Source organism: Stenotrophomonas sp. AGC87, assembly GCF_057333975.1.
Map to the genome: position 1 here is coordinate 344,003 of NZ_JBHFHW010000042.1, position 26,772 is coordinate 370,774.

Annotated in this window: 23 protein-coding genes; 5 read left to right on the top strand and 18 right to left on the bottom strand. The window is 66.3% G+C overall.

Annotation, left to right across the window (positions count from 1 at the left end; genetic code table 11):
* Positions 1 to 54: 54 nt before the first annotated feature.
* From ACE026_RS18830 to ACE026_RS18900, 15 genes are all read right to left on the bottom strand, one after another.
* Positions 55 to 1,272, bottom strand: coding sequence for a flagellin (locus ACE026_RS18830; protein ID WP_486040351.1), 1,218 nt, complete (start codon positions 1,270 to 1,272; stop codon positions 55 to 57).
* A gap of 81 nt (positions 1,273 to 1,353) precedes the next feature.
* Positions 1,354 to 2,553: a flagellin gene (locus ACE026_RS18835; RefSeq protein WP_486040353.1), complete on the bottom strand. Its 1,200-nt coding sequence runs from the start codon at positions 2,551 to 2,553 to the stop codon at positions 1,354 to 1,356.
* A 72-nt stretch (positions 2,554 to 2,625) separates the two neighbouring features.
* The gene (locus ACE026_RS18840) at positions 2,626 to 3,801 is read right to left on the bottom strand and encodes a flagellin (protein ID WP_486040355.1); all 1,176 of its coding nucleotides are present in this window, start codon (positions 3,799 to 3,801) and stop codon (positions 2,626 to 2,628) included.
* A gap of 243 nt (positions 3,802 to 4,044) precedes the next feature.
* A complete protein-coding gene (gene flgL, locus ACE026_RS18845) occupies positions 4,045 to 5,247 on the bottom strand; it encodes a flagellar hook-associated protein FlgL (protein WP_486040356.1) in 1,203 nt (400 codons plus the stop codon).
* Positions 5,244 to 7,124, bottom strand: a complete 1,881-nt coding sequence (gene flgK / locus ACE026_RS18850; RefSeq protein ID WP_486040358.1) for a flagellar hook-associated protein FlgK — start codon at positions 7,122 to 7,124, stop codon at positions 5,244 to 5,246. The genes flgL and flgK overlap by 4 nt, the downstream gene beginning before the upstream one ends.
* An 8-nt stretch (positions 7,125 to 7,132) precedes the next feature.
* Positions 7,133 to 8,347, bottom strand: coding sequence for a flagellar assembly peptidoglycan hydrolase FlgJ (flgJ, locus tag ACE026_RS18855; protein WP_486040360.1), 1,215 nt, complete (start codon positions 8,345 to 8,347; stop codon positions 7,133 to 7,135).
* A gap of 1 nt (position 8,348) precedes the next feature.
* Positions 8,349 to 9,533: a flagellar basal body P-ring protein FlgI gene (locus tag ACE026_RS18860; RefSeq protein ID WP_486040361.1), complete on the bottom strand. Its 1,185-nt coding sequence runs from the start codon at positions 9,531 to 9,533 to the stop codon at positions 8,349 to 8,351.
* Between the two features lie 7 nt (positions 9,534 to 9,540).
* The gene (gene flgH, locus ACE026_RS18865) at positions 9,541 to 10,233 is read right to left on the bottom strand and encodes a flagellar basal body L-ring protein FlgH (protein WP_486040363.1); all 693 of its coding nucleotides are present in this window, start codon (positions 10,231 to 10,233) and stop codon (positions 9,541 to 9,543) included.
* A 22-nt stretch (positions 10,234 to 10,255) separates the two neighbouring features.
* A complete protein-coding gene (gene flgG / locus ACE026_RS18870) occupies positions 10,256 to 11,041 on the bottom strand; it encodes a flagellar basal-body rod protein FlgG (RefSeq protein WP_102788470.1) in 786 nt (261 codons plus the stop codon).
* Positions 11,042 to 11,146: 105 nt separating this feature from the next.
* Positions 11,147 to 11,902 (bottom strand): flagellar basal body rod protein FlgF, encoded by a 756-nt coding sequence (locus ACE026_RS18875; RefSeq protein ID WP_121036760.1) that lies wholly within the window; start codon positions 11,900 to 11,902, stop codon positions 11,147 to 11,149.
* Between the two features lie 32 nt (positions 11,903 to 11,934).
* A complete protein-coding gene (gene flgE, locus ACE026_RS18880; protein ID WP_486040365.1) occupies positions 11,935 to 13,158 on the bottom strand; it encodes a flagellar hook protein FlgE in 1,224 nt (407 codons plus the stop codon).
* Between the two features lie 31 nt (positions 13,159 to 13,189).
* The gene (locus ACE026_RS18885) at positions 13,190 to 13,876 is read right to left on the bottom strand and encodes a flagellar hook assembly protein FlgD (protein WP_486040367.1); all 687 of its coding nucleotides are present in this window, start codon (positions 13,874 to 13,876) and stop codon (positions 13,190 to 13,192) included.
* A 26-nt stretch (positions 13,877 to 13,902) separates the two neighbouring features.
* Entirely contained in the window at positions 13,903 to 14,310 is a 408-nt protein-coding gene (gene flgC, locus ACE026_RS18890) for a flagellar basal body rod protein FlgC (RefSeq protein ID WP_088435081.1), read from the bottom strand.
* Positions 14,311 to 14,313: 3 nt separating this feature from the next.
* On the bottom strand, positions 14,314 to 14,709 hold the full coding sequence (flgB, locus tag ACE026_RS18895; RefSeq protein ID WP_486040369.1) for a flagellar basal body rod protein FlgB: 396 nt from the start codon (positions 14,707 to 14,709) through the stop codon (positions 14,314 to 14,316).
* 220 nt (positions 14,710 to 14,929) lie between these two features.
* Positions 14,930 to 15,874: a chemotaxis protein gene (locus tag ACE026_RS18900; RefSeq protein WP_070471614.1), complete on the bottom strand. Its 945-nt coding sequence runs from the start codon at positions 15,872 to 15,874 to the stop codon at positions 14,930 to 14,932.
* Positions 15,875 to 15,979: 105 nt separating this feature from the next.
* On the opposite strand from ACE026_RS18900, the gene flgA reads away from it, so the two are divergent.
* From flgA to ACE026_RS18920, 4 genes are all read left to right on the top strand, one after another.
* Positions 15,980 to 16,627, top strand: coding sequence for a flagellar basal body P-ring formation chaperone FlgA (flgA, locus tag ACE026_RS18905; RefSeq protein WP_088435083.1), 648 nt, complete (start codon positions 15,980 to 15,982; stop codon positions 16,625 to 16,627).
* Positions 16,628 to 16,736: 109 nt separating this feature from the next.
* Positions 16,737 to 17,039, top strand: a complete 303-nt coding sequence (flgM, locus tag ACE026_RS18910; RefSeq protein ID WP_088435084.1) for a flagellar biosynthesis anti-sigma factor FlgM — start codon at positions 16,737 to 16,739, stop codon at positions 17,037 to 17,039.
* Between the two features lie 2 nt (positions 17,040 to 17,041).
* Positions 17,042 to 17,374, top strand: a complete 333-nt coding sequence (locus tag ACE026_RS18915; RefSeq protein WP_183073736.1) for a flagellar protein FlgN — start codon at positions 17,042 to 17,044, stop codon at positions 17,372 to 17,374.
* Between the two features lie 84 nt (positions 17,375 to 17,458).
* Complete coding sequence (locus tag ACE026_RS18920; protein ID WP_121041042.1) at positions 17,459 to 18,682, top strand: ATP-binding protein; 1,224 nt, start codon at positions 17,459 to 17,461, stop codon at positions 18,680 to 18,682.
* Positions 18,683 to 18,737: 55 nt separating this feature from the next.
* On the opposite strand, the gene ACE026_RS18925 is transcribed toward ACE026_RS18920, so the two are convergent.
* Both ACE026_RS18925 and ACE026_RS18930 read right to left on the bottom strand, forming a co-directional pair.
* Positions 18,738 to 20,495, bottom strand: a complete 1,758-nt coding sequence (locus tag ACE026_RS18925; RefSeq protein WP_486040373.1) for an EAL domain-containing protein — start codon at positions 20,493 to 20,495, stop codon at positions 18,738 to 18,740.
* Between the two features lie 4 nt (positions 20,496 to 20,499).
* On the bottom strand, positions 20,500 to 22,605 hold the full coding sequence (locus ACE026_RS18930) for a sensor histidine kinase (protein ID WP_486040375.1): 2,106 nt from the start codon (positions 22,603 to 22,605) through the stop codon (positions 20,500 to 20,502).
* 150 nt (positions 22,606 to 22,755) lie between these two features.
* Between ACE026_RS18930 and ACE026_RS18935 the strand changes: the two genes are divergently transcribed.
* Positions 22,756 to 25,545, top strand: coding sequence for a bifunctional diguanylate cyclase/phosphodiesterase (locus ACE026_RS18935; RefSeq protein WP_486040376.1), 2,790 nt, complete (start codon positions 22,756 to 22,758; stop codon positions 25,543 to 25,545).
* A gap of 99 nt (positions 25,546 to 25,644) precedes the next feature.
* Here ACE026_RS18935 and ACE026_RS18940 read toward each other — a convergent pair whose 3' ends face one another.
* On the bottom strand, positions 25,645 to 26,727 hold the full coding sequence (locus tag ACE026_RS18940) for a GAD-like domain-containing protein (protein WP_486040377.1): 1,083 nt from the start codon (positions 26,725 to 26,727) through the stop codon (positions 25,645 to 25,647).
* Between the last annotated feature and the right edge of the window lie 45 nt (positions 26,728 to 26,772).

Sequence of the window (26,772 nt, forward strand, 5' to 3'; positions counted from 1 at the left end):
CCCCCCCCCCCCCCCCCCCCCCCCCCCCCCCCCCCGGGACGATGCAGCCGTGGATCAGCGCAGCAGGCTGAGCACGTTCTGCGGCACCTGGTTGGCCTGGGCCAGCATGGCCGTACCGGCCTGCTGCAGGATCTGGGTGCGGGTCAGCTCTGCGGTTTCCTTGGCGAAATCCGTGTCCTTGATGCGGCTACGCGACGCGGACAGGTTTTCGGTCGAGGTCTGCAGGTTGGCCACCACCGAGGTGAAGCGGTTCTGGATGGCGCCGAGATCTGCACGGGTGCTGTTGATCGATTCCAGCGCCTTGTCGACGATCTGCAGGGCCTGCTGGGCGTTGCCGTAGCTGGTTACCTTCAGATCGGACGCATGCTTGGCATCGGTAGCCGCCAATGCAGCGTTGCCGGTCAAGGTAAGGTCGGTTGCAGTGATCCGCTCACCTACCTTGCCTTCCTTCCACGAGCTGATGGTAATTGCACCAGCGTCGTCGACCTCTGCAGCTACACCCAGCTCGGCAGACTTTTCGTTGATCGCTGCAGCAATCGCGTTGCCCTTGGACACGACGCTCGCCGCTTCGACATCATCTTTGTCGCTGCCACTACCGGCGGCGAACTTGACGCCGGTGAAGCTGACGGTGGTGCCGTTGGCAATGATCGAGAAGTCGGCCACGGTTCCTGCGGCGTACGCGAAGTTTCCGCTGGCTGCGGGAGTTTCAGTGGCGGTCTCTTTAGCAGCGGTATGGGAAGCAGAGGCGAAAAGAGTGCCGCCGAGAGAATCGGTCTTGGCATTCGTGATCTTGTCGATCGCAATAGCCTGACCGGCGTTTGCCCCAACCTGGAACAGCTGGCTGGAGAACGAGCCGTCCAGCAATTTCGTGCCGTTGAAGTCGGACTGCTTGGCGACACGATCGATTTCACTGACCAGCTGATCCACTTCGGACTGCAGTGCCTGGCGATCGCTCTTCGAGTTGGTTGCGTTGGAAGCCTGCACCGCCAGTTCACGGATGCGCTGCAGGTTGTTGCCGATTTCGGTCAAGGAGCCTTCTGCAACCTGCGCCAGCGAGATGCCGTCATTGGCGTTGCGGATGGCGACATCAGTGCCGCGGATCTGTGTTCCGAAGCGCTCAGAGATCGCCAGGCCAGCCGCGTCGTCTTTTGCGCTGTTGATACGCGAACCTGACGACAGGCGTTGGATAGTGGTGGCCAGGGAGCTGCCGCTGGTGCTCAGATTGCGCTGGGCATTCAACGACATCGTGTTGGTGTTGATGACTTGTGCCATGGTGGTTTCCTTTGGCGGTGGATCGTAGGTCGGTCACAACACCTGCGCCAGATTACTCGGCGCAGGTGTGTGAACTGCTGCTTAGCGCAGCAGGCTGAGAACGTTCTGCGGCACCTGGTTGGCCTGGGCGAGCATGGCCGTACCGGCCTGCTGCAGGATCTGGGTGCGGGTCAGCTCTGCGGTTTCCTTGGCGAAATCCGTGTCCTTGATGCGGCTACGCGACGCGGACAGGTTTTCGGTCGAGGTCTGCAGGTTGGCCACCACCGAGGTGAAGCGGTTCTGGATGGCGCCAAGATCTGCACGGGTGTTGTTGATGGACTGCAGAGCGTTGTCGACAATCTCGAGCGCCTTCTGCGCGCCCGCCACGTCTGTGATCTTGAGGTCCTTCAGGGTCGATGCGGTGCTGCCCGCCAGTATCTGCGTGGTGGCAGTAACGCCGCCGGTGCCTGGGGTGACGGCCAGAGCCGTGATATCGGCGGCAGTCAGATCTGCCTTCACCGAGGTCAGGGTAATCCCGCCGGCTGTTGGGACTGGCGGGGTGGCGCCGTTGTCGGTCTGTGAAGCATAGACCCCGGTCTCACCAACCTTGCTGTTGACTGCGGCGATGACCGCCTTGGTCGCATTGGCTTGGGTACCCGCAGCATCCTTACCCTGCTCGTACTTGATGGTGCCCAGTGAGACGGTTCCGATTGCCATACCGGTGATTTCGCCACTCGTCAGCCCGGTGGCGGCGACCGCCAACACACCATTGGCAGCGAAGGTCGAAGAACCAATAGCATCTGCCTGGGAGTTCGTGATCTTGTCGATCGCGATGGCCTGTCCGGCGTTGGCGCCGACCTGGAACAGCTGGCTGGAGAACGAGCCATCCAGAAGCTTGGTGCCATTGAAATCGGACTGCTTGGCGACGCGATCAATTTCGCTGACCAGCTGGTTCACTTCCGACTGCAATGCAACACGGTCGCTAGCGGAGTTGGTTGCATTGGCGGACTGGACCGACAGCTCACGAATACGCTGCAGGTTGTTGCCGATTTCGGTCAGCGAACCTTCGGCGACCTGGGCCAGCGAGATGCCGTCGTTGGCGTTGCGGATGGCCACATCGGTACCGCGGATCTGGGTGCCGAAACGCTCGGAGATCGCCAGGCCGGCCGCGTCGTCCTTGGCGCTGTTGATGCGCGAGCCGGACGACAGACGCTGGATCGTGGTGGCCAGCGAGGCGCCGCTGCTGCTCAGGTTGCGCTGAGCATTGAGCGACATCGTGTTGGTGTTGATGACTTGTGCCATGAGGAGAGGTCCTTGAGCAGTTGCACGGGAGTTGGGTTAGCCGCCCCTGACGTGCTTCAGGAGCGTCTCATGTCAGCGCTGCAACAGGCTGAGCACGTTCTGGGGCACCTGGTTGGCCTGGGCCAGCATCGCCGTGCCAGCCTGCTGCAGGATCTGGGTGCGGGTCAGTTCCGCAGTTTCCTTGGCGAAATCGGTATCGCGGATACGGCTGCGGGAGGCAGACAGGTTTTCAGAGGAGGTCTGCAGGTTGGCGACCACCGAAGTGAATCGGTTCTGGATGGCACCGAGGTCTGCACGGACGCTGTTCACCGACTCCAGGGCTTTGTCGACGATCTCCAAGGCCTGCTGAGCGCCAACGTAATCGGACACATTCAAGTCTTTGACAAACTTTCCGGTCGCCGTAGCGGCGACAGAAGTCGGCGCGACGGCCGTAGAAGGTGCGAACTTCAGCGCAGCGGCCCCGCTGATCACCAAGTCGCGGTCAGCCTGCACAGGTGTCAGCTTCATCGTGTAGGTGTCCGGCGACCCGGCCGTGGTCACGACTTCCGCGTACACGCCGGTTTCACCGATCTTGTCGTTGATGGCGCCGGCCGCTGCCTGTGCGAGCTTCTCTGTGCTGTCGCCGCTGAAGTCACCGATCTTGACGCCGTTGATGACAACGCCGGAGACCTTGGTGGTGGCGGTCACCTCATCAAGCGCGGCGGTCCCGCTTGCGGGTCCAGCGATCCGCGCATTACCGAGCGCATCGGCTTTTGCGTCGACGACGCTGTTGATCGCAATCGCCTGACCGGCATTTGCACCCACCTGGAACAGCTGGCTGGTGAAGCTGCCGTCCAGCAGCTTGGTGCCGTTGAAGTCGGACTGCTTGGCGACGCGGTCGATTTCGCTGACCAGCTGATCCACTTCGGCCTGCAGTGCCTTGCGGTCAGTGGAGGAGTTGGTGGCATTGGAGGCCTGCACGGCCAGCTCACGGATGCGCTGCAGGTTGTTGCCAACTTCGCTCAGCGAGCCTTCGGCGACCTGGGCCAGCGAGATGCCGTCATTGGCGTTGCGGATCGCGACGTCGGTGCCGCGGATTTGGGTGCCGAAGCGCTCGGAAATCGCCAGGCCGGCGGCGTCGTCTTTTGCGCTGTTGATGCGCAGGCCCGACGACAGGCGCTGGATGGTGGTAGCGAGCGAGTTGCCGCTGGTGCTCAGGTTGCGCTGAGCGTTGAGCGACATCGTATTGGTGTTGATTACCTGTGCCATGGGTCGTCTCCCTTATTGGAATCCCGGTGGTGAATGGAACGAAGCGCCGCCGTTTTTTTGTTTTTGGCTGTGTGCTTCGCTGTTGCCAAATCAATAACGGCGCTTTGTCAACAACCTTTAGGCGGAGATTCGCGCGGATTTGCAGGAAAGGCGGAGGAGGGCCGATTTCACGCCCCACAACGCAAAAAGGCCGCGATGCTCAAAGCATCGCGGCCTTCAGGCCAACCCGGGTTGTAGGGGGGGTCAGCGGATCATGTTGAACAGCGACATCGACTGCATCTGCGAGAACAGGGTCTGGGCTGCCTGCAGGGCGGTCTTTTCCAGCTGGTACTGGCTCAGTGCATCGGCGTAGTCCAGGTCGCGCATCTGCGAGAGGGTGGTCTTGAGCGTGACGACGTTCGATTCCCGCATGTCCGAGGCGTTGTCCAGCGCCTTGAGCTGGGCGCCACCGGCGGCGCGGGAGTCGATCATCCGCTCCGAGGCGCGGGCCACGTCGCGCAGGCCGCTCTGCAGCAGGTTCTGCTGGGCCGCCTGCTGCGCGGGGGTGCCGGTATCCATCTTCAGTGCGCCGATCAGCGAATCCAGGGTGCCGAAGATGTCGCGGCTGGACGCGGGGGTGACCTCGAAGGAATCGCCCGCGGCGGGGGTGCCTTCGAGATGCAGGCGCACCCCGTTGACCACCAGGTCGTCGCCGGTTTTGAGCGTGCCGCTGGACACCACGGTGCCACCGGCATCCAGCAGGTCATAGCTGTCGGCGCCAGTGAAGCGCACGCTGAAGCCCTCGCCATTCCAGCTGCCGTCGCTGTCGCGGGTGATGTTGGTGAGCACACCGGTGCCGGTGTTGCCGGGGCTGGCCTTGCCATCCACTTGCCCGTCGCCGGTGACGATGCGCATGAAAATCTCGCTGCCGGGCAGGGCGTCCTTCACGTAGGTGTCCGGGCCGACTTCCACCTCGCGCTGGTTCTGGTCGCCGTTATAGACGATCCGGCCATCGATCTGACTGAAGGGCGGGCTGCCGTCGTCGGTGCCACCGAATACATAGCGGCCGGTGCCGTCGGTACTGTTGGCCACCGCCAGCAGATTGCCGCGGATCGCCTCGATTTCCGTGACCATGGATTGCTTGTCAGCCGCGGCCAGCGCCGGGTTGTTGGCGTAGATGGTCAACTCGGTGATGCGGCCCATCATGTCGCCGACCTGGGCCAGGGCGTTTTCCTGGATGCCCAACCGGTTCTGCACGTTGCCGGCGTTGAGCTGCATGCGGTCCAGCGAGGCCAGGGTACGGTCCAGGCCGACCGCGCTGCCGGCCGAGACCGGGTCGTCCTTGGCGGACACGATCTTGCTGCCGGTGGCGATCTGCCGCTCCAGGTGGTTCATCTTGGCCTGCGAAGCGAGCATCAACGACACCGACTGGTTGAACATCATGCCGGTGGAAATACGATTGTTCATGAGCGTACGGCTCCGAGGATCGTCTGGAACATGGTGTCGGCGGTGGAGATCAGCTGCGAGGCGGCCTGGTAGGCCTGCTGCAGGCGGAGCATGTCCGAGGCCTCCTCATCCAGGTTCACGCCGGAGATCGAGTCGCGCGCGGCCTGGGCCTGGTCGGTGATCACCTGTTGTGCCATCAGCGAGTACTCCGCCGAGCGGGCCGCCGCGCCGACCTGGGTGGTCAGGCCGCCGAGCGCGCCGCTGAGCGTGACCGTGCCCGCATTGAAGGTCTTGGCCTGCTCGACCTTGGCCAGCAGCAGGGCATTGCTGTTGTCCGAGGAACCGGCCGGGGTCGGCCCGATGTTGAAGGTGTCGCCGGTCTTGGGCGCGCCGTCCAGGACAAAGCTCCAGCCGTTGGCGGTGATGGTCTGGCCGGCGGTGTAGGTGTTGGGGGCTCCGCCATCGATGGTGTATTCGGTGGCGCTGATGAACACGATCGCTGCCGGATTGCGCAGCATGGCGTTGTCCGGATCGGTCACCTTGACCCCGGTCAGCTTGCCGGTGCCGGTGTTGGCCATCGCGGCGGTGCCCTTGATCGGGGCGGCGGCAGCGATGCGCGAGGTATCGGTGATCGCCACGGCCATGCTGCCGGCCACGCCTGCGGTGGGCTGCAGCAGGAAACGGTCGTCCTTGGCCGGCGTGCCGCTCATGACCAGCGCTACGCCGTTGAGCACCAGCGGGTCGGCTGCGGTGCCGGCGCCGGTCATCGGGATGGCAGCGCCCGTGTCGGCGCGGGTGGCCTGCCACTGGGTGCCATCGAACTTCATCACGATGTTCTGGCCGTCCAGCTTGGACAGGTCGCCGAAGCTGGCGCTCATGCTGGCCGTGCCGGCGTTGGCGCTGTTGGCGGTGATGCGTGGGTTGCCGATGGTGAAGAAGTCACCGCCCATGTTGCCGTACAGATCCGCGCCCTGGCGGTGCACGTCATTGAAGCTGCTGGCCATGCCGATCGCCAGCTTGCCCAGCTCGGCCTGGGCCGGGGTCAGCACGGTGTCGCGGAACTCCAGCAGGCCACCGATCTGGCCACCGAGCGTTTTGCCCTCGATGGTGATCTTCTGGCCCTGGCTTTCCAGCGCCAGCTGCAGCCGTTCGGGCTGATAGGGATCGGTGACGGTGGTGACCTTGGAGGCCGTGGTGCCGACCACCAGCGCCTGGCCGCCGGCGGTGTAGACGTTCATCAGCCCGCCGTCCTGCATCACCGCCGTGCCGCCGGTGTAGCCGACCAGGTTGGCGATCAGCTGGTCGCGGCGATCGAGCAGGTCCGGCGCGGCGGTGGCGGCATTGCCGCCGATCGAACCATTGAGCTGGGCAATCTCCTGGGCCAGCCGGTTGATCTCGGTGGCGCCGGCGATCAGGCCGTTGTTGACCTCGCCATTGAGGTTGTTGAGCTGGGTGTTGAGCTGCTGGAAGCGGTTGGCCAGGGTCTTGCCACTGTCCAGCATGTTCTGCCGGTCGGCGCTGCCGGAGGCATTGGAGGACAGCCCGCTGACCGAATCGAAGAAGTTGGACCACACCCCGGCGACGTTGGTCGAGGTGTCGGAGAACATCGCATCCACGCGATCGGCCATGGTCGAGAGCTGCTTCAGGCGCGCCAGTTCACCGCTGCCATCGAGCAGCCGCGAGATCGCCAGCTGGTCCGCCACCCGGCGGACGTCGGTGATGCGGGTGCCATTGCCCACGTCGCCGTACCCGTAGTTCTGCGGGTCGGCCGTGGCGAAGTCCACCTTCTGCCGGCTGTAGCCGGGGGTCTTGATGTTGGCGACGTTGTGGCTGGTGGTCGCCAGGGCCCGCTGGAAAGCGAGCAGGGCGCTGGTGCCGGTGGAGAGTACGCTGGACATGGATTACCTCAACGACGGATGACACCCAGCCCGGTCGGGCTGGCGGTGCTGGCAAAAGTGCGGCCCAGGCGCTCGCCGGCATCGCTCACCGCCGCGACGGCGCGCTCGATGGTCGGGCCGCCGGCGATCGCGGCGATCTTGGCCGCGTAGGTGGGGTCGGTGGCGTAGCCGGCGCGCTGCAGCCCCTGCGCGAAGCTGCGCACGTTGCTGCCGGCCTGGAGGGCGTTCTGGTAGCGCGGGCTGGTCTTCAGCAGGCGCACGTAGTCGGCGAAGCTCTCGCCGACCGAGTTGTAGGCGCGGAAGCTCGCCGTTTCGTTTCGGCGTACGCCGTTGACGTATTCATGGGTGCCGCTGGTGGCGCGTTCGCCCTGCCAGCCGTTGGCTTTGATCCCGAACAGATTGTGCGAGCTGTCGCCACCACTGCGGCGGACCAGCTTGCGGCCCCAGCCGGTTTCCAGCGCGGCCTGGGCGACCAGCGCCTTGGCATCCACGCCCAGCTCGCGCGCGGCCTGCTGGGCATGGCCCCAGATGCTGGCCACGAAGCCTTCCGGCGTGTGCGGGCCGAGTTCGGCGGCGGCTGTGTTGGCCGCCAGGGTATCGGCGGCGCTCGGGCCGGTGGCCGCAGTGCGGTTGATGTCGGTCCAGCGGTCATCGGCCATGGCCCAGTGGGCGCTGGCCGGATCGGTATCGGGGACTGCCGCGTAGGGATCGCTGCGGCCGATTGCCTCATGCATCTGGCTGCTTTCACGGCCGGCGATCAGCTCCAGGGCACGCTCCATCGGCTGCAGCACGGCCGAGGGCTCACCACCGCCGAGCTGCTGCAGCAGGTCGACCTCGCGCGGCGCGGCGGGTGCGGTGCTGGCCGGCAGCGGCATGGCGGCGGCCGGTGCGTTGAGCTGATAGGCACGAAGGGCCGCGGCCGGGTTGAGCGTGGTATCGACCGGCTTGGCCGTCTCGCCCTCGGCGCCGCCCAGCTGGCGCGCGATCATGCTCGACAGCCCCAGGCCACGGCCGCGGGTCATCGCATCGGCGATCTTCTGGTCGTACATTTCGCGGAACATGGTGTTTTCGCCGGGGAACAGCGAATCGCCGAAGCTTGCCTCGCGCATGCTCTTGATCAGCATCTGCGCGAACTGGCCCTCCAGCTGGCGGGCGACCTTGTCGACCTTGGCCGGGCTGTTGGGCTGGGCGGGATTGAGTTCCAGGGCCGGTTGAATGCGCATGTCAGATCACCTCGAGTTCGGCGCTGAGCGCGCCGGCCTGCTTGAGGGCTTCCAGGATGGCGATCAGATCACCCGGGGCGGCGCCCACGGCGTTCACCGCATGCACGATTTCATCCAGGGTGGTGCCGCCGCTGAACTTGAACATGCGGCTGCCATCGTTGGTCGCGGTGATGGTCGACTGTGGCGTGACCGCCGTCTGGCCGCCGCTGAAGGCGCCCGGCTGGCTGACGTTGAGGTTTTCGTTGATGGTCACCGTCAGCGAGCCATGCGAGATTGCGGCCGCGCCGACGCGTACCTGCGAACCGATGACCACGGTGCCGGTCCGCGAATTGACCACCACCTTGGCCGGCGCGCTGCCGGGGGTGAGCTCCAGGTTTTCAATGCGCGCCAGCAGACCGATGCGTGCGCCCGGATCAGAGGGTGCGTTGACCGCAACGGTGACGCCATCGATCGCGCGGGCGGCGCCTTCACCGAACGCATTGTTCAGGGCCGAGACCATCCGCGAGACGGTGGTGAAGTCGTTCTTGTGCAGGTTCAGGGTGATGTCGCCACCGCCGCTGAACACGTCCGGCAGGGCACGTTCGACGGTGGCGCCGTTCGGAATGCGGCCCACGCTGGGCACGTTGACCGAGACGCGCGAGCCATCCTTGCCCTGCACGCCGAAGCCGCCCACGATCAGGTTGCCCTGGGCGATCGCATAGACCTGCCCATCGGCACCGCGCAGCGGCGCCATCAGCAGCGAGCCGCCGCGCAGCGAGACCGCGTTGCCCACCGAGGAAACGGTGATGTCGATCGGCTGGCCGGGCTTGGCGAACGGCGGCAGCTCGGCGTGGATGGCCACGGCCGCCACGTTCTTCAGCTGCGGATTGACGTTGGCCGGCACGTTGACGCCCAGTTCGCCGAGCAGGTTCTTCAGGCTCTGCACGGTGAAGGGCGCCTGGCTGGTGCGGTCGCCGCTGCCATCCAGGCCAACCACCAGGCCGTAGCCAACCAGCGCGTTGCCGCGCACGCCGCCAACCTGCGCCAGATCCTTGATGCGCTCGGCGGAGGCGGGCGCCACCAGCGCGAACACGGCCAGCAGCGCCAGCACCGCCCGCGTCGCGCCGTGCGACACCGCGCCTCGTTGCGTCACCATGTAGAGCGACGCCATGCGTCGCTGCCCGAACAGGGAAAGAAAGAAAGTCATGTCAGGCTCAGTACGGCGACAGCGCCGAGTTGAAGAAGCGGCTCAACCAGCCCATCGCATTGGATTGGGCGATCGCGCCGCGGCCGCCGTAGACGATGCGGGCATCGGCAACACGGCTGGAGGGAATGGTGTTGTCCGGGAAGATGTCTGCCGCGCGCACGATGCCCTGCACCTGCACCAGCTCATCGCCCCGGTTCAAGCGCAGGTTCTTCGCACCCTGCACGACCAGGTTGCCGTTCGGCAGGCGCTGGATCACCGTGACGGTCACGCTGCCCTGCAGGCGGTTGCTCTGCGCGCTGGTGCCCTTGCCGGTGAAGTCGCGCGAGCCGGCTGCGCTGGCACTGAGGATGTCCTTGCCGCCCAGCGTGACCGGCGCGCCGAAGATCGTCGGCGTGCCGATGCTCAGCTCCGACTCTTTCGAGGTGGAGGTGTTGGCGGTGGTCTGCGCGGTGGTGTTCTCGGTCAGGGTGATCGTGAGCAGGTCACCGACATCGCGGGCGCGCCGGTCCGAGTACAGCTGCAGGCCCGGGCCGGCGGCGTAGATCGCGCCGGCCGTGGCCTGTGCCGACGGCGGCATGATCGGTTCGACCGGAGCCATGGCCGGGTAGGGCCGGACATCGCCGGCGATCACGCAGCCACTCAGGGTGGCGACGATGACGGCGGCGGCGAGCAGGCGGAGGGTAGGGGCAAGACGCGACATGGCAGGTTCCCGGGTCGACCGATCAGACGTTCTGGTTGAGGTAGCCGAGCATGGCGTCGGTGGTGGAGATCGCCTTGGCGTTCATTTCGTAGGCGCGCTGGGTTTCGATCATCGAGACCAGCTCTTCCACCACGTTGACGTTGCTGCCTTCCAGCGCACCCTGCACCACGGTGCCCAGACCGTTGAGGCCGGGGTTGCCGTTCTGCGCCGGGCCGGAGGCGGTGGTTTCCAGGAACAGGTTTTCACCGCGGGCCTGCAGGCCCGCCGGATTGACGAAGTCGGTCAGGGTCAGCGCGCCGATTTCCACCGAGGCGGCGTCGTCGGCCATCTTCACGCTGATGGTGCCGTCGGTGCCGATGGTGAGCGACTGCGCGCCTTCCGGAATCTGGATGCCCGGCTGCACGGGGTAGCCGCTGTTGGTGACCAGCTCGCCATCCTGGTTGCGCTGGAACGAGCCATCGCGGGTATAGGCCGAAGAACCATCCGGCATCTGCACTTCAAAGAAGCCGCGGCCGTTGACCATCACATCCAGCGCGCGGCCGGTCTGCTGCTGGCTGCCCTGCTCGAAGTTCTTGGAGGTGGCGACCACGCGCACACCGGTGCCCAGCTGCAGGCCCGAGGGCAACTGCGTCTGCGCCGAGGAAGCGCCGCCGGGCTGGCGGACCTGCTGGTACAGCAGATCTTCAAAGCTGGCACGGTCCTGCTTGAAACCGGTGGTGTTGGTGTTGGCGAGGTTGTTGGAAACCACCGACATGCGCGTCTGCTGCGCATCCAGTCCGGTCTTGGCGATCCACAATGCCTGGTTCATGGCGTCATTCCTGTGTTGTAGCGGATGGCCGCGTGGTGCGGCCCTTGCGAAGGGCAATGCATGGCGCGTGCCAGAACCGCGCCGGGATTACGTCACCGGCGGTGGTCAGCCGCCCAGGCGCAGCAGGCTGTTGGCGCTGCGGGCGTTGTCGTCGCCGTGCTTGATCACCTTCACCTGCATTTCGTACTGGCGCTGCAGCTGGATCATCTGCACCAGCGCACCGGCGGCATCCACATTGCTGCCTTCCAGCTGGCCGCTTTCCAGCGATTTGCCCTGGGCCTGCACGAACGGCTGCTGCGGATCGGTGTTGCGCATCAGCCCGTCCAGGCCACGCTCCAGCCGTGCGTCGTCGGCCTGCACCACGCGGATGCGACCAACGTTGGCCATCGTCTGCGGGCCTTCGCCCAACGGAATGATCGAAATCGTGCCGTCGTTGCCGATGTCCATCGCCTGGTGCGGCGGGATCGCGATCGGATTGCTGTTCTCATCCAGCACCGGATGGCCGCCGGCGGTCACCAGCTGGCCATTGGGCGTGATCGAGAGCGCCGCACCCCGGGTATACGCCTCACCGGCATTGGCGCCGGGTGCCTGCACGGCCAGCCAGTTGCCGGCCTGCAGCGACAGATCCAGCGGGTTGCCGGTGATCTGCTGGGCGCCCATGCGCCGGTTGAAGCCGGCGTCCACGTGCAGGGCATCCACGCGCGAGGCGTAGCCGGTCCCCTTGATCGGGAAGGCCTCGGTATTGGCGAGCGCCTCCTTGAAGCCGGGGGTGTCGGTGTTGGCCAGGTTGTGCGAGAGCGTGCCCTGCGCCTGCAGGGAGGCGCGTGCACCGGTCATCGCGACGTAGAGTGCCTTGTCCATCGGTGTAATCCCGTGTTGCGGTCAGTGGCTCATCAACGCAGGTTGATGATGGTCTGGGTGATCTGGTCCTGCGTGGAAACCATCTGCGAGTTGGCCTGGAAGTTGCGCTGGGCGGTGATCATGTTGACCAGCTGCTCGGTCAGGTCGACCGTGGAGGCTTCCAGCGAACCGGCCTGGATCTTGCCCAGGTTGGAACTGTCCGGCGAACCGGTGCGTGGGGTGCCGGAGGCGAAGCTCTCCACCCACAGGTTGTTGCCCTTGGCTTCCAGACCCTGCGCGTTGTTGAAGGTGGTCAGCGCGACCTGGCCCAGCGGCTTGTCGTCGCCGTTGGAGTAGCGCGCGTAGACGATGCCTTCCTCGGAGACGGTGATCTCGTTGAGCTTGCCGGCCGCGTAACCGTCCTGCTGGGTGTTGCGCAGTGCGAACTTCTCGCCGTACTGGGTGGAGCCGCTCAGGTTCAGCGACATCGACAGCATGCCGGCGCCGGTGGTCGGGGTGAACGGATCCATGACGATCTGGCCGTTGGCCGGCTCGGTCAGCGCGCCGCTGTCGGAGAACTTCAGCAGCGTCGGCGTACCGGCGGCCTTGCCATCCACGTAGTTGTAGACCTGCCACTCGTTCGGGTTTTCGGTCTTCACGAAGTACGAGGTCTGGGTGTGGCTCACGCCCAGCGAGTCGTACACGGTGATGCCGCCGGTGGAGTGGTTGTAGCTGTTGGAATCGGTCGGGTCGAAGGTCTGGACCGTCGGTTCCTTGGCGTTGGCCGGCAGGGTGAAGCTGACATCGACCTTGCCGGTCTGCTTGGGCGGGCTGTCGGTGGTCAACAGCTGCAGATCGGTCAGGCGGCCGGCATCGAAGTTGGTGCCGTCGGCATTGGGCGCGAACACCTGCAGGCGCGCGCCCTGCGGGTTGGTCACGTAGCCGGCCTGGTCGGTCTGGAAGTTGCCGGCGCGCGAGTACACGCGGGCACCGTTCATGGTCAGGGTGAAGAAACCCTCGCCAGAAATGGCCATATCCAGGCTGCGCCCGGTCTGTTCGTTGTTGCCCTGCGAGAACTGCTGGGCGACGTTGGTCAGGCGCACGCCCGAGCCGACCGCGTTCTTGGACAGGCCATAGCTGGTGGCCGAGAACAGATCGGCGAACTCGGCGCGCGACTGCTTGAAGCCGGTGGTGTTGACGTTGGCGATGTTGTTCGCCGTGACGTTCAGATCGGCATTGGCTGCGTTGATGCCGGACAACGAGACGTTGAAGCCCATGGGTTGCTCCTGTGGATTCGGGTGGTGCGGCTCAGCTGATGCGGAGCACGTAATCGATCGGGGCCGTGCCCAGACCCTTGAGGTTGAGGTACAGGCCGTCCGTGCCGACCGTGACGCTCTCTACCGGGGCCTGCACGTAGGTGTTGAGCTTGGTCTTGGTGCCGGCGGTATCGGTGTGCGAGGCGGCGATGGTGTAAGTGCCTTCGGCCATGCGGTTGCCATTGGCGTCCTTGCCGTCCCAGTCGAAGGTAACTTCGCCGGAGGCCTTGGCTTCCACGCTGATCTGGTTGACCTTGACCCCGTTGGCATCGGTGATGTCCACCGTCACGAAGCCGGCGCCGGGCGCGGCGACCATGCCGGTGACATCGCCTTCCTTCTCCAGCGCGAGCTTCTCCGACGGCACCAGTACTTCGTGGCCGACCAGGGCCGCGCCGCGCAGGATCTGGTCGCTGGACATCGAATCCTGGAAGCCCTTGACCGTGTTGTTGAGGTCGGTGATGCCCTGGACCTGCGACAGCTGCGCCATCTGCGCGACCATCTGGGTGTTGTCCATCGGCTTGAGCGGGTCCTGGTGACGCAGCTGCTCGGTCATCAGGCGCATGAAATCGGCCTGGTCCAGGGTGCTCTTTTTCTTGCTGGTGTCGCTGTTGGGCGCGTTCAGGCCCAGCGCGCTGTAGATATCGCTGCTGTTCTGGCCAACGCCGTTGGTGCTGCTCATGGGAGGGGATTCCTGCGGTAAGAGGGTCAGCGACCCATGGTCAGCGTGGCCAGCGCCAGTTCCTTGGCGGTGGTCAGCATTTCCACGCCGGCCTGGTAATTGCGCGAGGTGGAGATCAGGTTGACCATCTGCGCGACCGGGTCCACGTCGGGCTGGTAGATGTAGCCATCGGCATCGGCCAGCGGGTGGCCCGGCTCGTAGCGCTGGATCGGCGCGGCGTTGCTCTGGCTGATCTCCTTGACCTGCACCGTGGTGATGTTCGGGTCGGTGCGGCTGGTGACCGACTGGAAGATCGGCTCCAGCGGCTTGTAGACCGCATCGGCCGAACCGGCGACGGTGTCGGCGTTGGAGAGGTTGGAGGCGATGGTGCTCATGCGCACGGACTGCGCCTGCAGAGCGGAACCGGCAATATCGAAAATGGGCAGATTGCTCATGGCTTATTGCCCCGTGATCGCGGTGAGCATCGAGCGCACCTTGGATTCGACGAAGCTCAGCGAGGCGCGGTACTCCAGCGCGGCGCGGCCGTAGGCAGCACGCTCGGCATCCGGGTCGACGGTGTTGCCGTCGATGCTCGGCTGCACGCCGTCCTTGGCGATCTGGAACGGGTTCAACCCGCCGCCGATCTCATAGTGTTTTTCACTGGTGGTCTTCAGCAGACCGTTGCCATCCAGCCCCTGGGCATTGCGCAGGGCGGCATCGAAATCCAGATCCTGGGCCTTGTACCCGGGGGTGTCGGCATTGCTCAGGTTGCTGGCGATCAGCTTCATCCGCTGCTCGCGCAACGGCATGGCCTGGGCATGGACACCCAGATAGTTCGAAATCAGATTGGGCATGACGCACTCCCACGGGACGATGCCAGGGGCAGTGCAAGCGGCGTGCCAGAGGGCAGGGCGCGACGGTGCCCGGCGGCAGGTTCACGCCGGGCAATTCACCACGCTAGGGAGATCCACGCCACGCGTGGATTCAGGAAGCAGCTCCCGGCGTAGATCCACGCCATGCGTGGATGCCGTCAACCCACCGGAGGAAGGACGTCGACGCCATGGCCGGCGGCCCTCAGGCCGCCATCGCGACCTTGCGCAGGCGGTCCAGCAGGAAGTCCGCCAGCTCATGCGGGGAGTACTTGGCCACGAACGCGTTCGCGCCGACCCGCTCGACCATCGCGTTGTTGAACACGCCCGACAAGGACGTGTGCAGCAGCACGTACAGGCCGGCCAGGCCCGGGTGACGCCGGATTTCCGTCGTCAGGGTGTAGCCATCCATCGCCGGCATCTCGATATCGGAGATCACCATGGCGTAGCGCTCGGCCGGGTTTTCGCCCGAGGCGTGGATCTGCAGCAGGTGGTCCAACGCCTGCTTACCGTCCGAAAGCAGGGTCGCCCCGACCCCCAGCTGGTCCAGCACGCTGCGGATCTGCTGGCGGGCCACGCGCGAATCGTCCACCACCAGCACCTGCATCGGCGGGGCATCAGGGGGCAGGGCCATGGAGGGGTCCAGCACCGCTTCGCCACGGATCTCGGCGATGTCGGCCAGCACGCTTTCCACGTCGATCACCTGGATCAGCTCGCCCTGGAAGCGGGTCACGGCCGTCAGGTAGCTCGATTCGGCGCCCAGTTCCGGTGGCGGATGGATGTCTTCCACCGCGATATTGACGATGCGTTCCACGCCGCTGACCAGGAAGCCCTGGATGGAGCGGTTGAACTCGGTCACCACCAGGTAGCCCGGCGCCTTGTCGGCATCGGGCTCACGCTCGGGGTGCCCGATCGCCAGGCCCAGGTCCAGCACCGGCACCGAGCGGCCACGCACATCGGCCACACCGGCGAACTGGCTGGGCAGCCCGGGCACCTGGAACAGATCCGGGCGCCGCAGGACTTCCTGCACCTTGAACACATTCACGCCAAAAAGCTGACGTCCCCCCAGCCGGAACAGCAGCAGGGCCAGACGATTGTGGCCGGCCAGGCGCGTACGCTGGTCGATGCGGTTGAGCAGGTCATGAGACATGGGCTTGGTATCGGCGGGAGCGGCGTTGACTTGAGCGCCGCGCGCGCACCGGTTCGGCATGGGGCTTGCATCGTGCTGCGCATGTTCCTTGCCCATGGAGTGCCCATGCGATCTCTTGTCTTTGCCGCGCTGCTGCTGGCGGCGCCCGCCTGGGCGGCCGGTGGTTGGCAGCCGGTGGATAGCATCCGCCAGGCCGCGCTGGGTACCTTGCCGGCCGGCAGCGAGGGCGACACCACCCTGGATTCGGCGCTGCGCCTGCCTGCCTGCGGTCAGCCGCTGGCGGCCCAGCCAACCGGCACCAGTACCGTGGAAGTCAGCTGCCCGGATGCCGGCGGCTGGCGCCTGTTCGTGCCGGTAAAGGTGCGTCGCAACCAGACCGTGCTCATCCTCAATCGTGGCGTGGCCGCTGGAGAAACCCTGGCCGCGGCCGATATCACTACCGGTCAGCGTGATGCGGCCCGGATCGCCGGAGCTGCATTGGCCGATCCGGCCGCCGCCGTCGGCCGCGTGGCGCGCAGGACCCTCAGTGCTGGCAGCCTTCTCTCTGCCAATGACTTGGTCGCGCAGCGGCTGGTGCGCCGGGGCGACAGTGTCGCGCTGGTGTCGCGGCGGGGCGGGGTCGAGGTCCGGGTAGCCGGACGCGCCATGGCCGATGCCGGCGAGAATGAGCGGGTCTCGGTCGAGAACCTGTCGTCCCGCAAGATCGTGCAAGGCACCGTCGCAGCCAGCGGTGACGTTTTAGTGACGCGCTGAACACGAGTGTGAATACGGGCCACATTTCCCGTAAAACCTGCAATATTCCCCTAAAGATGGCGCCCGACCGGCCGTTATCCCTTGTGAACCGCATTCCCAGGACAACTCCATGAGCCAGAAAATCGACGGCAACCTGCAGGCCACCGCCCATCTGCGCAGCGTCGCTCCCGGCAACAAGCCGAGCGTCAGCACCGATGCCCCGGCCCGCCCGGTGGAAGCCGCTGACAGCCTGCGCCTGACCGGCGAAGCCACCAGCCTGCAGGCGATGCAGCGCGAGCTGTCCACGGCTCCGGCGATCGACGCGGCCCGTGTCCAGGCCGTGCGCGACTCGCTGCAGAACGGCACCTACAAGATCAATCCCGACGCGATCGCCTCGCGCATGCTTGAGCTGGACCAGCAGCTGCAGGGATGAAGCTGGCGATGAGCGAGCCGCTGCAGCGCCTCAGCGATGCCTTGGACGTCGAACGCCAGGCATTGGTCGAGCATGACGTGCAGGCCCTGATCCGCGCGACCGGCGCCAAGCTGGAGGCGTTGCGGGCACTCGAAGCCGCGCTGCCGCTTGGCCAGGCCGAGCGTGTGCAGGAACTGGCCGAGCGCAACCGTGCCAATGGCGTCCTGCTTTCACGGCGCCGCCGCGAGGTCAACTGGGCATTGCGCCAGCTCGGCCGCAGCGAAGATGCCGCGTCGTACGATGCCAAGGGCCAGTCGCACACGCTCAACACCCGGCGGCCGCTCGCGGTGGCCTGATCTCCCCATCTGGCGGCCTCGGGCTGCCGATGTGAACGTCACCGCGTATATTGAGCGCCTGTTTCCAGCCGCCTCGATGTGACCGTGACCGTAACTTCCGCCCTTGTCACCGCCCCGTTGCCCCCGCATCCGGTCCTGCTTGCCCTGTTTGAACGGATCAAGGAGGGCGTGCTGCTGTTCCGCGAGGATGGCAGCGTGGCGCTGGCCAATGCCGCCGTCAGCGAGATCCTCGGCCAGGCCGAGCGCGATGCCGAACTGACCCCGGCGCAATGGCTGCGCCAGCTGCTGCCACCGGATGCGCTGGAACAGGCGCGCCTCAACGGCCACTGGAACGGCAGCCTGCCGGTCGGCGAGCGCATGGTCATCGCCCATGTCTACCATCACGATGATGGCGGCCAGCGGCACTATCTGGCCCTGTTCCGCCGCATCGAAGGCCAAGAGGATTACGAGCGCGAGCTGCAGCAGCGCCATGCCGAACTGCGCCAAGCCTACCTGCGCCTCAACGGCACCCAGGAAAAGCTGCTGCAGTCGGAGAAGATGGCCTCGATCGGCCAGCTCGCCGCTGGTGTGGCGCACGAGATCAACAACCCGATCGGTTATGTGCACTCCAACCTCGGCAGCCTGCAGGAATACCTGCGCAGCCTGTTCACCGTGATCGAAGCCTACGAACGCGCCCTGCGCGCACCGGATCCCAAGGCGCTGATCCCGGAAATCGATGACATCCGCCAACGCTTCGACATCGATTTCATCAGCCGCGATCTGCCGCAGCTGATGGCCGAATCACGCGAGGGCATCGAGCGGGTGACCCGGATCGTGCGGGATCTGAAGGACTTCTCGTATTCCGGCCGCGATGAGTCGTGGAAGCTGGTGGACCTGCACGCGGGCCTGGAATCCACGATCAACATCATCTGGAACGAGCTCAAGTACAAGGTGACCCTGCACCGCGAGTTCGGCCAGCTGCCGCTGGTGGAGTGCCTGCCGTCGGAGTTGAACCAGGTGTACATGAACCTGCTGCTCAACGCCGGCCACGCCATTGCCGACCGCGGTACGATCCATGTACGCACCGGCGTGGACGGCGACACGGTCTGGGTGGAGTTCGAGGACACCGGCGGCGGCATCTCGCCGGACCTGCGCCAGCGCATCTTCGATCCGTTCTTCACCACCAAGCCGGTCGGCAGCGGCACCGGGTTGGGGCTGTCGATCTCCTACAGCATCATCAACAAGCACCACGGCCGCATCGATCTGGAGAGCACGCCGGGCGTGGGCTCCAAGTTCCGGCTGGTGCTGCCGATCAAACAGCCGCGCTGATCCGGCAACGGGCGCGCTGGCCGCTGGCCCGCGTTGCGCGGGCTTTCAGGCATCCTCAATCCGCGTCAACCGCCGGCAGCGCTGGCGCCGGTGCCGTGTTCGCCCGGCGCTGTTCCTCATGCGTGCGGAATGCCTGGTGGATGTGCTTGCGCAGCTCATCATCGTTCCACGGCTTGGTCAGGAACCGGTAGATCGCGCCACGGTTGATGGCGTCGGTCACGGTGTTGAGGTCGGTGTAACCGGACAGTACCAGGCGGATCGTATCCGGGTAGAGCATCTTCACCCGGCCCAGGAACTCGGTGCCGCTCATGTCGCTCATGCGCTGATCGGACAGGATTACCTGCACGTCGTTGATGGCCAGCAGATCGAAGGCATCGCGCACGTTGCCGGCAGCGAGAATGCGGTAACCGTCGCGGCGGAACAGGCGCACCAGCGAACGCAGCACGTTTTCTTCGTCATCCAGCAGCAGCAGCGTGCGGTCCGGACGGGTTTCTGCGAAGGCCTCCGGACGCAGGTAACGGCGGCGCAGGGTCATGCCGGCGGCATCGGCCGACATCGGCTCACCGAACAGGTAGCCCTGGAACACATCGCAGTCGTTGCGGCGCAGGAAGCCGAGCTGGGCCTGCGATTCCACGCCGTTGGCGATCACGGTCATGCCCAGCTGGTGGCCCATGGCGATGATCGCGCGGGCGATCGCAGCTTCGCGGTTGCCGGCCGGCGCGCTCTTGATGAAGCTGCGGTCGATCTTGAGCTTGTCCACCGGGTAGCGGACCAGCGCGCTGAGGCTGGAATCACCGGTGCCGAAGTTGTCCAGGCTCAGGCTGATGCCTTCGTTGCGCAGGTTGACCAGGGTTTCGTGGACGAAGTTGACGTTGTTGGTCAGTGCGCTTTCGTTGATCTCCAGCGTCAGCATCTGCGCCGGGACCCCAGCGGCCTGCATCAGCGACATCACCTCGGCGAAGAAGTTCGGGCGCAGCAGCTGCAGGGTGGACACGTTCACCGCGATGGTGAAGTCATCGAAGCCCTGGTCGCGCCACAGCTTGGCCTGTTTGAGCGCGCCTTCCAGCACCCAGGTGCCGATCTGCACGATGATGCCCAGGCGTTCGGCGGTGCGCATGAAGCGCTCCGGCACCAACATGCCCAGCGTGGGCGATTGCCAGCGCAGCAATGCTTCCATGCCGACCACGTGGCCGTCGCGCGCACTGACCAGCGGCTGGTAACGCAGTTTGAGCTCGCCATTGGGGATGGCGTCGACAATCTGGCGCGCGATGATGCTCTCGCTGTGCGCGCTGGATGGCGTATCCACGGCGTGGATGCGCACCGCATTGCCGCCTTCGCGGGCGGCCTGGTACAGCGCATCTTCGGCGTGGTCGAGCAGGCGCGAGACACCGGTGGCGTGCTCCGGGCACAGGCTCACGCCCAGCTTGCCGGTCATGAACAATGTGTACGGCAGCACCGACAGTGGGAGCTCCAGCTGCTGGCGGATCTCCTCGGCCAGGTCCTCGGGCAGTGGCATATCGGCCGTACGCGGCACTGCCAGCAGGAATTCATCGCTGCCGTGGCGCCACAGCTTCCCGCGCCCACGCAGGTGGTGCTGCAGGCGCTGTGCGACCAGCACCAGCGCCTGGTCGCCGACCTCCGCGCTCATGTTCTCGTTGACCGAAGCGAAGTGGTCGATATCCACGTGCATCAGCATCAGCGGCGTGCCGCCGGAGGCGGCCTCGGTCACCATCGCCTGCAGTTCGGGGTTGCCGGCCCCCAGGCGGGGCGGGGCGTCCTCGATGCTGACCAGGGGCAGAGAAGGGTTCCACATGAGCTCAGTGTTCCAGGGTGTCGTGAGCCGTCGCGCCGGTGGCGCGGTACGGCAGGTAAAGGTCGATCAGGGTACCGGCGCCGTGCGCCGATTCGATGCGTAATGTGCCACCCACGCTCTGCGCGCGCTCGCGCATCACGATCAGGCCCAGCCCGCGCGGCCCGTCCGGGTCGAAGCCCTCGCCGTCGTCGCGCACCTGCAGGTGCAGGCCCTGGTCGTTCACATCGCGCAGGTGCAGGTTGACCTGGCTGGCGCGTGCATGGCGCAGCACGTTGGTGAGGCTTTCCTGTGCGATGCGGAAGCACGCCTGCTCGATGTCGCCAGCCGGGCGCCGGGGCAGGGACTGGATGTCCGGCAGCAGTTCGATCGCCGCCGAGCGGAACAGCACGCCGGCCTGCCAGCGCAGCGCCGCTTCCAGACCCAGCGCATCCAGCTGCGGTGGGCGCAGCAGGGTGGAGATGTCGCGCAGCTTGCCGACGGTCGCATCGGCCAGCTGGATGATCTGGGCCAGGTCTTCATCGCGGCGGGCGGCGTCCTGCTCGTCCTGGGCGGCGTAGGCAGACAGCTTCATCGCGGTGATCGCCTGGCCGATGTCGTCGTGCAGATCGCGCGAGATCGCGCGGCGTTCGTCTTCCTGCAGCGAGAACAGCCGGCCGGCCATCGCCTGCAGCTCACGGTTGCTGGTTTCCAGTGCCTCGCGGATGCGCTCGGGCTCGCTGAGGTCGCGCACGATCAACAATTTGCAGTTGCGCCCGCCGTAGCGCACATCGCCGACCGCCAGACCGGCCTGGAACGCCTGACCGTTGAAGCGGCGCATGCCGATCACTTCGCCAGCCCCGGCGCTCTGCAGGGGCAACTGGGCGAACAACTGCGCCCGCACGCGGGGCAGGTCGTCGTCGGTGACGAGGGCGGCCAGCGGCTCGCCGAGCAGGGTGTTGTGGCCGTAGCCGAACTGGGTGGCCGCGCAGGCATTGGCGTACAGCACGTGCTCCTCAGACAGGATCACCACGCCATCAGGCAGTACCCGCACCAGCTCGCGGAACTGTTCTTCGCGCTCACGCAGCAGGCGCCGCGACTGCTCGCGCTCGGTGACATCCTGCAGGGTGCCCAGCACGCGCGGCCGGCCGGCATCGTCCTGGCCGCTCTCGGCGCGCAGGTGCACCATCAGGGCGCGCCCGTCCATCGCCAGCAGCGGCAGCAGCACATCGATCTGCACGGGCTCGCCGGAGCTCATCTCCTGCAACAGCTGTTCGCTGAGGGCCGCCGTGGCCGGATCGGCCGGCACCAGCAGCTCATCGAACCGGTGCCAGCGCCGGGCTTCGGGCGCGCGCCGCCCGAGCAGGCGATACACCTGATTGGCGTACCGGCCCAGGCCGGTGGCCGGATCGATCTCCCATGCGCCGATGCGCGCCATCTCGTGCGCTTCTTCCACCCGGGCCAGCGCCTGGTCGCGGCGCAGCAACGCCTGGTCTTCGCGGGTGCGGTCGATCGCGATCAACAGACGCGCGCGGCGGCCGCCGTAATCGATGAAGTTGCTGCGCATTTCCATGCGCCGGGTGCTGCCGTCACTCAGGCGCAGATCGGCGGTGATCACGCACAATTGCTCGGGATTGGCGCGGATGTGATCCAGCTTGGCCTCCAGCATGGCCTCGTGTCCGGGTGGCCACAGCGCGGTGATCGGCATCGCGGTGAAGGTCTCGCGGCTGAACCCGAAGAAGCTGGCCGCGGCCGGGTTCACATCCAGAATGGCCAGCGACTCCAGATCGTAGACCAGGATCGGACCGGGATTGCCTTCGAACATCTGCCGGTGGCGCGTTTCCGAACTCTCCAGCCGTGCGTGCGTGTGCAGCACGTGCTGGGCCAGCGGACGCAGCAGCAGATAGATCAGCGCCGCACTGGCGACCACGAAGAACGTACCCTTGAGGGTCTGCCACTGCGCGGCCGTCTGCAGATCCCCGGCCACCACCTTGACCGCCGCGTCGCTGCTCAGGATCCACACCAGGGCCAGCACCAGGTAGGCCACGACCACACGCCAGCGGTCGCGGCGCAGATCGCGTGCCAGCGGGGTCTCGGCAGCGGGTTCGGAAGGGCCTGGCAGGTGGGTCGACATGGGGCAGGGCGGGGCCAATCGGACAAGGCGAGTGTCATCTTACCTGCCCCGGGCGAGGATGCAGGACGCCAAGGAACTCAATAAACCGCAATCTCCGCCGTTAACGATTGCGTTCCCCGGTTGTCGGGTGCGTTATCGGAGTTACAGGGCGTGGACCAAGGGATTATCGCGAGTCTGCTGCAGCACCCATTGGCCTCGGCGCTGGTGATCCTCGACCGTGCCGGTCGCCCGATCGCCGCCAACCCGGCCGCGCGTGAGCATGGCCTGCCTGCAACGGTCGCCGCCTACGGGGAGGTGCTGGAAGACCTGCGCCTGCTCGCCGCAGATGGCGGGCTGGTGCCCTGCCAGCTTCCCGGCGGGCCCGGTGGTCGCTTCGATGGCTGGATGCGCGCCGTGCACGATCCGGATGGGCATCTGCTGGCCTTCACTCTGAGCGTGCCCGAGCCGGTTGCCGCCTATGCGGGCAGCCGCTGGGAGGTGGCCCTGGATCATGCCGGGCACGGGCTGTGGGATTGGGATCTGCCCAGTGACAGCGTGCGCCGCTCACGGCGCTGGGACGGCCAGCCCATCGAGGATTCACACAGTCACGCCGAAGGTGTCAGCGCGCTGCTGGAGAATGTCCACCCGGACGATCAGCCAGCGGTGCGCGTGGCGATGGATGCCCACCTGCGCGGCGAGAGCGAGGCCTATACCACCCAGTTCCGTGCCCGCCACCCCAACGGGGAGTGGCGCTGGGTGCTGGACCGCGGCCGCGTGGTCACCCGCACGGCCGACGGCCAGCCGCTGCGCATGGTCGGTACCCACACCGACATCCAGGCCCAGAAGCAGATGGAAGCCCAGCTGCGCGAGCAGCAGGTGCACCTGCGCGAAGCCCAGCGGATCGCCAGCATGGGCAGTTGGTCGTGGGATCCGGAGGCGCGCCAGTTCTGGTGGTCGCCCGAGTTCCGGGCGCTGCTGGAGACCGGTGACGCACCGCTGCACGGCCGCCGCCACTGGCTGCGCCAGCTGGAGCCGCACTCCCGCGGCCGGCTGCGCGGCGCCTGGCGCCGGATGTGGCGCGATGGCGCGGCGACCACGCTGGAGCTGGAGCTGGTCCGTGGCACGGGCGCGCTGCACCTGCGCGTGTGGATGCAGCCGCTGATCGGGCCGGATGGCCGCATCCAGCGCCTGCTCGGCCAGGTCCAGAACATCACCGAACAACACCAGACCGATGCGCTGATCCGCTGGCGTACCGAGCTGCTCAACCGCGTTTCCGCGCTGGGCCGCATCGGCGGCTGCGAGATCGAGGTGGGCACCCGCCACATGCAGTGGACCGAGGAGTGCTACCGCATCCACGGCCTGCGCAAGGAGCCGCTAACGCTGGACCAGGCGCTGAGCCTGTACACCCAGGACTCGCGCGACGCCTTCGAGGCCGCGCTGCTGCGGATCGCCGAGGGCGGGCTGCCCGAGCAGCTGGACCTGTGTTTCTACCGGCAGTCCGGGCTGCGCATCTGGGTGCAGGTGCTGATCGAACTGGACCGCCGCGACGGCCTGCCGACCCGCTTCGTGGTGCTGTTTCGTGACATCACCCGCGAACGCGAAGCCAACGAGCGCATCGAGCTGCTGGCGCATTACGACCTGCTCACCGGCCTGCCGAACCGGATGCTGCTGCGCGAGCAGACCGCCGACGCCATCGAGGTGGCGCGTGATCGGGGCAGCCCGCTGGCGATGCTGTTCATCGATCTGGACGGCTTCAAGACCATCAACGACACCTTCGGCCACGCCACCGGCGATGCGCTGCTCAAGGCGGCTGCCTCGCGCCTGCACCAGAGCCTGCGCAACAACGACCTGTTCGGGCGCTTCAGCGGCGACGAGTTCATCGTGGTGCTGCGCGACCTGGCCGCGCCGGAAGACGCCGGGCATGTGGCACGCAAGCTGATCGCCTCGCTGGCCGAGCCGCTGCATCGCGGCGAGAGCACGTTGAAGGTCGGCGCCAGCGTCGGCATTGCGATGCTGGATGAGAGCCGCCAGGATTTCGAATCGCTGCTGCGCGCCGCTGATGCGGCGATGTACGCCGCGAAGGAAGCGGGGCGCAACACCTACCAGTACTACAGCCAGGACGCGTTGGCCAAGATCCAGCGCAAGCTGGAGATCGAGCACGCGCTGCTTGGCGCGATCGAACGCGAAGAGTTCACCCTGGCCTACCAGCCCCTGATGCATGCCGAGAACGACCAGCCGCCGGCGATCGAAGCGCTGCTGCGCTGGCATCGCCCCGGCATCGGCTACTGCAGCCCGGCCGAGTTCATCCCGATTGCCGAAAAGTGCGGCGAGATCGTCCGCATCGGCGACTGGGTGCTGGCCGAAGCCTGCCGCCAGGCCGCCGCGTGGGACGCGGCCGGCCTGCAGTTCGACCGCGTGGCGGTGAACGTCTCGGCCGTGCAGCTGCGCGACCGCGGCTTTGCCGAGCGCGTGATCGATATCTGCCACGCCCACGGCTGGCCGCCGCAGCGGCTGGAGCTGGAACTGACCGAGTCCGCCCTGATCCGTGACACCGACGTGCTGCGCCATTGCTTCGATGTGCTGGAGCGCCACGGCGTGCCGTTGGCGGTCGACGATTTCGGCACCGGTTTCTCGAACCTGCATTATCTCAACCGCTTCCCGGTCGGCCGCCTCAAGATCGACCGCAGCTTCGTGCAGGGCATGCTGCACGATGCCGGCACCGCCGAAGTCACCCAGGCGATCGTGCATCTGGGCCATGCGCTGGGCATGAAGGTCGTGGCCGAAGGCGTGGAGACCGAGCAGGAAGAGGCGATGCTGCGCCGCCAGGGCTGCGATGAGATCCAGGGTTACCTGTACTCGCGGCCGCTGGCCCCGCGTGATCTGGCGCTGTGGTTGAAGCAGGGCTTGCAGACGCCGCCGCGCGAGAGCGTGGAAGTGGTGACGCACGCGGTGCAGCTGTAGACCGCGCTTCTCGGCACGGCATCTGCGCTCTCGTGCACCGTAGCACCCCAGCATCGCATCGGTGCCGCGCTGGGCCGCCGGTGTGCAACCGGCGTTTTGCTAGTGCACGTCACGATGCAGCGTCGATTCCCATGCCTTGAATGCGGCCTGTTTTATCAGACGTAGCTCCCAGCCCTCCACCAGGCCCTCAGGGCCGGGAACGTAGACTTCATCTCCCGCCAGTGCACCCAGCCGGTCGCGGGATCTGGCATACACCGAGTGGCCCTTCGCGTCCGTGACGTCCAGCTCATCCGGCTCCAACAGGGTCAGGAGAAATCGCAACCGCCCGTCGCGTTCCTCAGCGTCGCTTGCCGCGAGCATCGAGGGGTCCGCTGCGACATCACCGGTGTACGGGTCGGCCACGATTTCCACGGCGGTGTTCTCACCACAGACCAGCAATTGACCGAATGCGGTGAGCGCGTACACATGGAAAGCATCCACGTCTTCCAGCGTGCTGCCGACCAGCAACCCCGCCAGCACAGCGGCGTAGCGCTCGGGGTCGACCAGTATCAACCGGTCTTCCAGATAGCGCGCCAGGCCGTCGCGCTTCCAGAGTGCCAGCAGCGTATCGGGCAGCCGGCCTTGCCAACGGTTACGGGTGGCCTCGTCCACTGGCTCGCCTGTCGTGCTGGCGGCGAAGGTGTCCAGAAATCCCGCCAGGTCGTCAGTGCCAAGGTTCGCGTTCCAGTCCAGATCTGATGGGTGCAGCTGGATAGGCCCCGCCATCAGCAGGTCGAGAAACCCCAGCATCACCTGCGCGCGTGCCCCGGCTGCGTCGTCTTCAGCATGGGTGACCACGGCAAGGGTTGGACCGATGCCATGCAGCAGCGTGCCGGCAGGTAGTCCCTGCCATTCGGCGCGAAGTACAACAAAGCGGGTACTGTCCTGTGCTCCATCGTCGTCGAGGACGACGACCGGTGTCCCGTCGTCAAACCGTGCGGCGGAGACCTCGACGGAGGCGTCGACAGACCCTTCCTCCGGAATGGCAACGTCAACCAGCGCCGCATAGGGCTGCTGGAAGTCGCCCACATCATCCAGCGTCCGAAGCAGGGCGCTCAGTTCTTCTGCGTCGAGCACCCACGGCTCTGCGTTGGTTGCCATCGGCTGCAGGGCGATGGAGAGGCACAGTACAGCTGCGATCATCGGGCCCGTCTCGGCTCAGAGGAAGGCGGCGATGGTGGCCGGCAA